The organism is Archangium sp. (assembly GCF_057119385.1).
The window spans coordinates 50,361-59,917 of the sequence record NZ_DBNGVP010000191.1 but is presented as its reverse complement, the minus strand read 5'-3'; the positions used below and the strand labels follow the sequence as shown (position 1 = coordinate 59,917).

Here is a 9,557-nt window from a genome sequence, read left to right as displayed (position 1 = left end):
TGGTGGAATCCGGCCGCGACGTGGTGGTCCTGCTGGATTCGATCACCAGGCTGGCGCGCGCCTATAATCTGAGCGCCCCGACCAGCGGCCGCATCCTCTCCGGAGGCGTCGATTCCACAGCCCTGTTCACGCCGAAGAAGTTCTTCGGCGCGGCGCGCAATATCGAGCAGGGCGGTTCGCTGACGATCCTCGCCACGGCTCTGGTCGACACCGGGTCGCGGATGGACGAGGTCATCTTCGAGGAGTTCAAGGGCACCGGTAACTCCGAGGTGACGCTGGACCGGTTCCTGGCGGAGAAGCGCATCTTCCCGGCCATCAACATCGGCCAGTCCGGCACGCGCAAGGAGGAGAAGCTCTTCACCCACAAGGAGTACGAGAAGGTGAAGAAGATGCGCCAGATGCTCTTCGCGGTGAAGCCCGTGGAGGCCATGGAGGCGCTCGTCAAGCGGCTCAGCCGCTACACGTACAACGACGAGTTCCTCGAGGAGCTGTGAGCCCTACTCCCTCTCCCAAAGGGAGAGGGAGCATGCGCAACACGAGGACATCTTCGAACTTCGTGGACGCTCCATTAGGCTCGCCTCCACCATGCCCATGCAGCGTGTTGGAGACCTCGAGGTGCACTACCGGGAGCGCGGTCAGGGCGCTCCCCTGGTGCTGATTTCCGGCAACTGGACCACGAGCCTGTGGTGGCAGCCCTTCATGGAGCTGCTCCCGCCCGGGCTGCGCGCCATCGCCCCTGACCTGCGCGGACGCGGTCTCACCCGTGGGCCCGCGCTCCCGCAGAGCATCCCCACGCACGCGGCGGACCTGCACGGGCTGCTCGATGCCCTCGGACTGATGCGGGTGCACCTGATCGGCCATTCCCTCGGCAGCGCGGTGGCGATGCAGCTCGCGCTCGAGCATCCGGAGCGCGTGCACACCCTCACCGTGCTGGCCCCCGCCTGGGTGGATGGAATGCCCGCGGCGTACAACCTGCCCGCGCACCAGCTCTCCCTCCACGACAACCGCGACTACTTCGCGGCCGCCATGCGAGGCATGGCCCCGGGCGCCCCGGACGACTCCCTGTGGCAGCAGCTCCTCGACGAGGGCCACCAGCAGCACCGGGACGCCTCGCTCGCCACGATCCAGGCCCTGGTGGACTGGGCCCCCGGCAAGCGCCTCGAGGCCCTGCACGCCCTCCCCTCCCTCGTGGTGAGCGGCGAGACGGATCCCCTCTCCACCGTGGACATGGGCAAGCGCTGCGCCAGCCTCCTGGGAGCCCGTCACCACGTCATGAAGAACGTGGGGCACTCGCCCAACCTGGAGACGCCGCGAGACTTCCTCGAGCTGTGGCGCGAATTCACCGCCGAGCAGTGAGCGGCGGCACTACGCCACGCGGTCCACCAACTGCGTCACCAACGTCTGCGTCCCGGTGAGGCCCGAGGGGTCTCTCCGGGGCCGGGCCGTCTCCATGTTGGAGCCGTTCATCATCCACCAGCGCTCGGCGTCCTCCTCCGTCCACCGTCCCGCGTCCGCGCACGCATCCAGCGCCAGGCGCAGCTCCCGGGCACTGGCGTACCGGTCATCCGGGTGCTTGGACAGACAGCGCATGAGGATGTCGCACAGGTCCTTCGGCAGCTCCCGGCCGAGCCGCGCGCCCGGCGGCGTGGGCGCCGTGTGCAGGTGGTGCGAGCAGATCTCCACCGAGGTGCGGCCCTCGAAGACGTGGCTGCCGGTGAGCAGCGCGTAGCCCACCGCGCCCAGCGAGTACAGGTCCGCGCGCGCATCCACCCGCCCCGGGGTGACGATGGCCTCGGGAGCCAGGTAGAGCGGCGTGCCGACGACCATGTGCACCCGCGAGGCGGACAGGTCATCGCTGCCCACCTCCTTCACCAACCCGAAGTCGAGCACCTTCACCAGGTCCGGCATGCCGCGCCGCCGGCACAGGAACAGGTTGGCGGGCTTGATGTCGCGGTGGAGCAGCCCCAGCCCGTGCGCCTCCTCGAGCGCACCGCACACCTGGCGCAGCATGTGGATGACCCGCGCGGGAGGCTGCGGCCCGTCCACCATGAGCAACCCGTCCAGGTCCACGCCCTCCAGGTACTCCATCACGTAGTAGAAGAGCCCGTCCGCGGTGCGGCCGTAGTCGTAGATAGCGATGGTGTTGGGATGGGTGAGCTGGCTGGTGAGCTGCACCTCGCGCTCGAAGCGCTCCAGGCCGTGGCCGTCCGCGTCGTTGCGCAGCAGCTTGATGGCGGTGTGGCGGCGCAGCAGGGCGTGGCTGGCCAGGTAGACCTCGCCCATGGCCCCGGCACCCAGGCGCATGATGAGCGTGTACTGGCCCAGCTTGCGCGCCGCCTGCACCTGCTTGCGCAAGCCGTAGATGACCTGGGAGACGAGGGTGGCCATGAAGACGGCCACGCCGCTCCAGAGCACGGCATCCAGCGTGGGCACGTCCGAGCCGGAGTGCTGGCGCACCTGGGACATCACCGCCACGACGGCCCCATCCGGCAGGGCGCCGATCAACGAAATCAAGAACGCCCGGCGCACGGTGCTCGGGACGATGACGGCGTGGGAGATGAGGGCGCCGTTGGTGCCGAGCAGCAGTGACAGGGGATCCGCGTCGAAGTAGGCGTCCAGCTTGAGCAGGAAGAGCACGCCCAGCAGACCGGCGCTGTCCACCCAGGACAGGGTGCGCAGGGAGAGGGGCCCCCTGCGGCAGATCATCCAGAGGATGAGCGAGAGGAGGGAGCCGACCAGGTGGAAGGCGTAGCTGGGGTCCACCAGGGCGTGGGCCCAGGGCACGCCGACGAAGAGGATGGCCGCCCCGGTGGTGACCCCATAGAAGGCGGCGGTGAGGAAGAACAGGGCCCGGTAGAGGAGCTCCAGCCGCTCCTGAAGAAAGGCGCGTGCCTCATCGGACGCGAGCGAGGTCGCGTTGATCGAGAGGGGCGACGACAGGTGGGTCCTGGCCGGGGCGAGCTCCATCGCCCCCCGGTTGTACACCACCCGGACGGTAGGTGTGGATACCCCGTGCTCCCCGATAGGCTCTGGAAGGGGAGCGGTGACCAGGCCAGGCCCGGCGAGCGCGCAGGAGGAACCGGCATCCATCGCATGCTTGGGGTTCGTCGCGCCCGGCTTCGCCGTCTCCGGCCTGGCCACCACCCTCTCCCAGGAAAGACGCGGCGCTCGTCGAAGCCTGACAACCCGCTCTGACGCAGCATGTTAAGGTGCTGGCCCCTATGACCCATCCCCGTTCCGTCCTTCCTGAAGACAAGCGCACCCCCGCCGTGGCCGAGGCCATGAACGGCTTCCACCGCGACGTCGTGGACCAGGTCCGCGCCGCCGTGGAGAAAGATCCCGTGGTGGTGGTGGGCATGGCGCAGAACCCCTTCGTCAAGCGCGTGCGCCAGGCGCTCGAGCAGGCGCAGATCCCGTTCACGTACCTGGAGTACGGGAACTACTTCGGCATGTGGAAGCAGCGGCTCGCCATCAAGATGTGGAGTGGCTGGCCCACCTTCCCCCAGGTCTACGTGCGCGGCACGCTCATCGGTGGCTTCGACGACACGCGCAAGGCCCTGGAGGATGGCTCGCTGAAGAAGATGCTCGGCAGCTGAGCGCGGTACCCGCTGCCAGCGTTTCCGGGAGCAGGGGTCGAACCTGCATCTACGGGGTCAAAGCCCGCCGTCCTGCCATGAGACGATCCCGGAGGGAGTGCTCGCCCTCGAGGGACGCTGGGATGGGTGGAAGCTGACGCTCCCGCTCCCCTGCCCCACGACCCTGCCCTCGAGGGCATGTAGGCCCGGCGGCGGTTCACGCCCGGAGAGAGAGGCCGCGCAGGGGTTGCGTGCGCCTCCGGGCGCGAACGCAGGGGCTGCGCACACACGCGCCGGTCTTCCCTGTGAAGAAGGCATGGCGTCCCCCTTGCACTGGAGGAGGCTCACACAAGGCCTCCCGCCGCGTGGACGCAGTGGCCGCCGCGGCTCGGGCCCCCGACAGGAGCACGACCATGCGAGCCTTCCCCATGAACAACCGCCCGATGCCCTCTCCGAGCGAGCTGGAGGAGCCGCTCCCGGCGCCGGCCCTGTGCACGGTGGGCGATGTCATGAGCCGGGAGGTGATCGCCGTCAACCCGGACACCAGCCTGCAGACGGCGGCCGAGCTGATGCTGGAGCACGCCATCAGCGGGATGCCCGTGGTGGACGAGCAGGGACGGCTGCTGGGCATGGTGTCCAAGACGGACCTGGTGCGCCAGCGGCTCGGGGAGGACGAGTCCCACGTGACGCTGCCCTCCGGTCAGCACCTGGTGGATGTCACCACCGTGGAGGACGTGATGACGCGGCACGTGCTCATCGTGCCGGAGAAGGCGTCGCTCACCGAGGCCGCGCAGATCATGGTCAACGCGGGCGTGCACCGGGTGCCGGTGGTGAGCACCCGGGGCGTGCTGGCGGGGTTGGTGACCACCTCGGACATCGTGCGCTGGGTGGCGGGGCTGCCGTAGAGGGCGAGCCCCACCCGGGGCCGGCGCCTACTGCACGTCCTGCAGGCTCCGGCCCTGGATCCACCCGTCGTGGTACACCACGCCCACCGGGACGATGGTGCTGTTCCGGTAGAGGCCCACCTTCAGGTAGTTGGTCTGCCCCGAGTACAGGGTGGCCGCGGAGCGCTTGGGCAGGACGAGCTGGCCATTGCGGTACAGCTCGACGAAGCCCACGCTCGGGTTGGACGACCACTTCACGTGGAAGATGAAGTCCTGCCACTGCCCGCGCACCAGCGGCGTGCTCCACACCACGGTGCTGCCGTTGACGCGCAGGGAGATGGTCTCCCCGTTGACGTAGAACTCCACCGGCGGCGAGCCGTTGTTACCGCTGTGGTGCCACTGGGTGAAGAGCTGCCAGGTGTTCGCGCTGGGGTAGTCCGAGGCGAACATCGTGCTCCAGCGGTAGAAGTACTCGTCGCCCTCCTTCTCGTTCGTCATCTTCACCAGCTCGTTGCGGTTGCCGCTGGCGCTGATGGGGTTGTCACCCTGGCGGACGGTGACCTTGATGGCGTAGCTGCCCTGCCGCACCGGCGAGGGCAACACCTGCAGCCGGTCCGAGCTGACCATCTGCGTGCTGCTCCACTGGGAGCGATCACCCGTCTCGAAGTCACCGCGCCACACCACGCCGGAGCCGGTGCCGGACGTGGACGTTCCACATACGCGGGCCTCGGCGATGCTGGCCCAGTCGTTCAGCGTGTTGCCGTCGACGTAGATGCGCACGCGGCGCGTGGTGCGCTGAGCGAAGGAGTAGGTCTCCGCCGCCGTCGTCGTGCCGCTGCTCTTGCCGGTGTAGACGGACGTGTAGTTCATCCCATCCGAGGACACGGACACGCGGAAGTTGCTGGCGCGCATGTTGCCCTGGTGCCACGCGACGGACACGCCCGAGACGGCCTTGTCGGAGCCCAGGTCGTAGTCGATCCACGAGCCCTTGCCGAGGTTGCTCCAGCGCGTGTCGAGCCGGTCGTCCTTCGTATTGCCCGGCACGTTGCCGTCATTGCCGGAGGCAATCACCGAGGCCGTGGAGAGGGGCACGCAGTTGGGCGTGGTCAGCGCGTCCGAAGTGACTCCCAGTGTCTCGGAGGGTTCGCCGAGGTTCAGGTCATCGGCGTTTCCGCAGCCAACACCCGCGAGGGCGATCAGGGCTTCAACCATCAGGAGGGTCTTCTTCATGTAGGGGCTCTCCAGTGAGCTCGAGACAGACAGGGGTGGAACCGGGCCACACGTGGTGGCCGGTGGACGACGGACCAGAGGTGTTTTCGAGACGCGGCTCTCCCGTTGCGCCAGATCAGGGGCCAGCCCTGATCAACGAGAGGAATTGCACGCGGGTGTGAGGCTTTGACTCCTTGTCAAAGGCACACGAAGCATCCCCCAACCTTGTCTTCCAATCAACACGCCGCGTCGATGCCCGCGCGGTGAGCAGGCGGACAGACGCCGGGCGAAAGACAGTGGGGAATAGGAAATCCGTTGCTAATCACAGACAGCTTTGCCAAGCGCGGCGTCCACGTGACAGCCCGAGCGGCCCAGCTTCGCGCAGTCCACGGCCTGCACCCAACCGAGGTTCTCGTCACAGTAGACGCGCAGGGAGCCCTCGCAGCGGTCCACGAAGGAGGCATCGCACGAGCGGGCCGGGGCGAACACGCACTGCACGGAGTCCTCGTCCAACTGCACGCAGGCGTTATTGGGGGCCGCCGCCCGCCGAATCCCGCTTGCCCGTGCGGCTCTCCACGCACAGGGGAGCGGGCTCCAGGCAGGGATACACCACGGGTTCACCCGCGCCCACGAGTTGATCGATTCCCACATGGCAATCCATGACGACGTTGCCCTCGCAATGGGGCTCGAAGTCGCACTCGACCCGGCAGCCGCCGAGGCCAGGCACACAGAGGGCAAGGGCCAGGAGCAAGGCCCGGCGGATACGGATGGACATGGAACACATGTGGGACTCCCGTCGAGACGTGCAGCCTATCCCGGATCGAGCAGCTCCCGGAGACGCGACGCCACCACACAGACCGCGGCGCGCTCCCAGGCCTCGGACTGGATGACCCACCACATCGGCCGGCGCGCCACCGGGGTCGGCTTCACCGACATCATCAGGCGGCCTGAGCACGGCCCCTCCCGGGAGCCCGCCGGAGTGCACGGAGCACCCCGGCGGGACACAACGGCTCAGAATGGCTCAGGGCGAGAACTTCGCCGAGAACACCGACGCGTAGTGGTACTCCGGCCCGTACTGGAACGGCTTGTCCAGACTGGTTCCCGGGATGGAGTAGGCGTACAGGATGACGAAGTACGTCTTGCCCACCACCAGGTTCGGCAGACGGAGCTGGGTGTCCGACGTGGTGTAGTAGCCCAGGAGCGTCCGGGCCGTGCCTCCCGTGGACGTCGCGTAGATCTCATACAGCCGCGCCTGGTAGCGCGTCGCGAAACCGAGGGTGGGCGCGGTCCAGGTCAGCGTCGGGCTCGTGCCCACGGACGGGACGGTGGGGCCGCCACCCGAGGCCGGAGCACCGTTGACGCGCAGGTCGCGAGGCGGGCCCACCATGGGAATGAGGGGCTGCGTCGAGCCCGTCCACACCGGCGACTGGGCGAAGACCGCCGTCGAGTACCAGACCGTCCGCGACGTTCCACCATCCGCCAGGGTGGCCGAGAAGGGCGCGGAGACGCTCGCCTGGGCCATGACGATCTTCGGCCAGTAGCCCGGGTAGGGATTGCCGTACTCGAATGCCACGGGGAAGTTGCCCTGCCCGGGATTCTCGTTGGTGGCGTTGGCGAGATCCGGGTAGCCATCGTACTGCCCGAGCTCGCGGTAGGACGGCAGGGTCCCCAGGTTCACGCCCTCCTGCACCAGCGTGGCCCCGGGATGGGCGGCGAGTGCCAGGGTCTCGAACTCCGACGCGCGGAAGTCGAAGGTCTGCGTCGTGGTGGGCAGGGGCAGCAGCGTGCCCTTCACCATCAACGTCCCCGGGCTGGCCGTCCCGGCATCCATCGTTCCGCCATCGCCCGTCCCGCCATCCGTCGAGCCCGACAGGTCATGGGCCTGGAAGCCCTTGCGCAGCTCGGTGAGGAGGAGGCCCGTGGGCAGCGTGGAGGAGTCCACGCGGCTCACGTGCTGGGTGACCTGGAAGAAGTCTCCCCGGAAGGGCTCGAACCGGGCGGGCACCGTCGCGCAGCCCCGCATGCCGTTGCCGTAGTCCATGGAGCCCGTGAGGGTCGTCATGCCGTCCGCCGGAATGGGGAAGCCGGTGGCACAGGAGGTCGAGACGTAGCCGATGCCCGGGCCCGTCGCGTGCAACTGCAGATCATCCGTGGACTGCCAGGGCGTGAGCCCGTCGAGCTGGAAGGAGAGCCAGGTGCCCGCGGGCTCCTGCTCCACGTCGGGGCGGCCGAGGCTGCCGGCGCTCAGGTCCACGAACCGGCTGGACGTCCAGATAGAGGTGGAGCCGAACCGGAGGTAGTAGGGCGTCCGCTCCACGCCGGGAATGGTGAAGGTGCCGTCGGTCCGTCCAACGCCGGGCACGTACACGAAGCCCGAGCCATCCACGGTGGGCACATAGGCGCCGATGGTGGTGGTGCGCAGGTCGGCCGGGGTCGAGATGAGCGGACCGTCACCCGGAACGTTGTAGATGTTGCGGATGCCGGTCACCGCCGCCGCGCACGACGCGCCCGGCACCGGGACCACGGTGAACACGTAGGACCGCGAGGCCCCATCCACGTCCGAGAACGTGACGCTGATGGACGCCGGTGTGTCGAAGCACGCCGGCGCCACCCAGTTCACCTGGCTGGAGGTGCTGGTCCAGGCCGTGGTCCGGATCTCCCCGGCGGACGCGGACCAGGAGAAGCTCACGGACGAGCCATCGGGGTCATGGGCATTGATGCCCAGGCTCACGAGCTCGCCACCCGCGGCGGAAGAGAGGCTCTGCCAGGTGCTGTCGATCCGGGGCAGCACGTTGGCACGGGGGGTGGTCCCCGCCTGGAGGGCGAGGGTGCCCGAGTGCACGCCGCCGTTCGGATCCGAGACCGTCACCTGGAAGGTGCAACGCCCCGTGACGGGCATCACCCGCAGGGAAAACGAGGGCGAGGCGGCCGCCGCGTTGTCGAACGTCCCCAGGCAGTCGGTGAACCAGGAGTACGACAGGGCGTCCCCGTCCGCGTCCACGACCGTGGCGGACAACAGCGTCGGCGTGCCTGAGTTCAGGACGGCCGGCGTGCCCTGCATGGCACGCACCTCGGGCCAGGTGTTGAAGCCCACCGTCACGTCGACGGTCCCCGAGGCCCCGTCGCTCATCACGTACACGTCGAAGCTGACCGAGGTGCTCGTCCCCCGGGCATCCGTCACCGCCAGGCGCAGACGCTGCGTGCCCTCGGTGGTGGGCGCCGTCCAGGTGGTCGACTCGGACGTGGGAGCGCTGAAGGCGCCAGCGGCCCCCGTCCAGGAGAAGCTCAGCACATCCCCGTTGGGGTCGAACGCCGTGGCCGACAGGGAGATGGAGCCGCCCGGATTCACCGTGTTGGAGGACAGCACGAGGGAGGAGATCCGCGGCGCCTCGTTGTAGAAGGGCGGCGGCGTCCCCACCTGCTGCAGCAGCAGGTACGCACTCACCGTGGCCCCCGGGCTGACGGAGAGGGCGGACGAGCTTCCCTGGAAGAGCACCACCCCCGACGCATCGGACGCGGAGGCGTCGATGACGCGCTCGGGTCCCGCGGGGATGTTGGCCACGGTGCCCTGCCACGTGCTCCCCACCTGGACGAGCTCGGCCGGGAGGGGTGACGAAATGCCCGGGCCCCGCACCTCGACGCGCACGCGCTTCACGTCCGCCGCCGAGAGCGCCTGGGGCAGCGTGACGCGAACCTCCGCGCTCCCCGCCTCCGGCGCCTGCGTCGTACAACCCACGGAGATGGTGACCCACAGCAGCGCGGCCACCCACGCGGCCACGCTCCTGCTCCCATTCCAAGATGTCATGGTGTTTCTCTCCCTCGAGTCTGGAACCGCTCTACAGGGCTTGAGGATAGGCGCCAACCGGGGTCATCGGCGCGCCAGGAAGCC

At 68.7% G+C, this 9,557-nt stretch carries 8 protein-coding genes, 1 tRNA gene and 1 pseudogene; 4 read left to right on the top strand and 6 right to left on the bottom strand.

The window, feature by feature from the left end; all coding sequences use genetic code 11:
* Positions 1-494, top strand: a pseudogene (locus tag AC16DP_RS45000) (transcription termination factor Rho); the annotation flags it as partial.
* 91 nt (positions 495-585) lie between these two features.
* A complete protein-coding gene (locus tag AC16DP_RS44995; RefSeq protein ID WP_329729119.1) occupies positions 586-1,356 on the top strand; it encodes an alpha/beta fold hydrolase in 771 nt (256 codons plus the stop codon).
* 9 nt (positions 1,357-1,365) lie between these two features.
* On the opposite strand, the gene AC16DP_RS44990 is transcribed toward AC16DP_RS44995, so the two are convergent.
* Positions 1,366-3,141 (bottom strand): serine/threonine-protein kinase, encoded by a 1,776-nt coding sequence (locus AC16DP_RS44990; RefSeq protein WP_329729118.1) that lies wholly within the window; start codon positions 3,139-3,141, stop codon positions 1,366-1,368.
* A gap of 80 nt (positions 3,142-3,221) precedes the next feature.
* On the opposite strand from AC16DP_RS44990, the gene AC16DP_RS44985 reads away from it, so the two are divergent.
* Entirely contained in the window at positions 3,222-3,596 is a 375-nt protein-coding gene (locus AC16DP_RS44985) for a glutaredoxin domain-containing protein (RefSeq protein WP_329729117.1), read from the top strand.
* Positions 3,597-3,618: 22 nt separating this feature from the next.
* On the opposite strand, the gene AC16DP_RS44980 is transcribed toward AC16DP_RS44985, so the two are convergent.
* Positions 3,619-3,689, bottom strand: a tRNA-Gln gene (locus AC16DP_RS44980).
* A gap of 299 nt (positions 3,690-3,988) precedes the next feature.
* Here AC16DP_RS44980 and AC16DP_RS44975 point away from each other — a divergent pair.
* Positions 3,989-4,480, top strand: coding sequence for a CBS domain-containing protein (locus AC16DP_RS44975; RefSeq protein ID WP_329729116.1), 492 nt, complete (start codon positions 3,989-3,991; stop codon positions 4,478-4,480).
* 27 nt (positions 4,481-4,507) lie between these two features.
* On the opposite strand, the gene AC16DP_RS44970 is transcribed toward AC16DP_RS44975, so the two are convergent.
* The 4 genes from AC16DP_RS44970 to AC16DP_RS44955 all read right to left on the bottom strand — a co-directional run bounded on the left by AC16DP_RS44970 (position 4,508) and on the right by AC16DP_RS44955 (position 9,473).
* Positions 4,508-5,689 (bottom strand): heparin lyase I family protein, encoded by a 1,182-nt coding sequence (locus tag AC16DP_RS44970; RefSeq protein WP_329729115.1) that lies wholly within the window; start codon positions 5,687-5,689, stop codon positions 4,508-4,510.
* A gap of 297 nt (positions 5,690-5,986) precedes the next feature.
* A complete protein-coding gene (locus tag AC16DP_RS44965) occupies positions 5,987-6,166 on the bottom strand; it encodes a hypothetical protein (RefSeq protein WP_329729114.1) in 180 nt (59 codons plus the stop codon).
* A 28-nt stretch (positions 6,167-6,194) separates the two neighbouring features.
* Positions 6,195-6,443, bottom strand: a complete 249-nt coding sequence (locus tag AC16DP_RS44960) for a hypothetical protein (protein WP_329729113.1) — start codon at positions 6,441-6,443, stop codon at positions 6,195-6,197.
* Between the two features lie 246 nt (positions 6,444-6,689).
* A complete protein-coding gene (locus AC16DP_RS44955) occupies positions 6,690-9,473 on the bottom strand; it encodes a fibronectin type III domain-containing protein (RefSeq protein ID WP_329729112.1) in 2,784 nt (927 codons plus the stop codon).
* Positions 9,474-9,557: the final 84 nt, after the last annotated feature.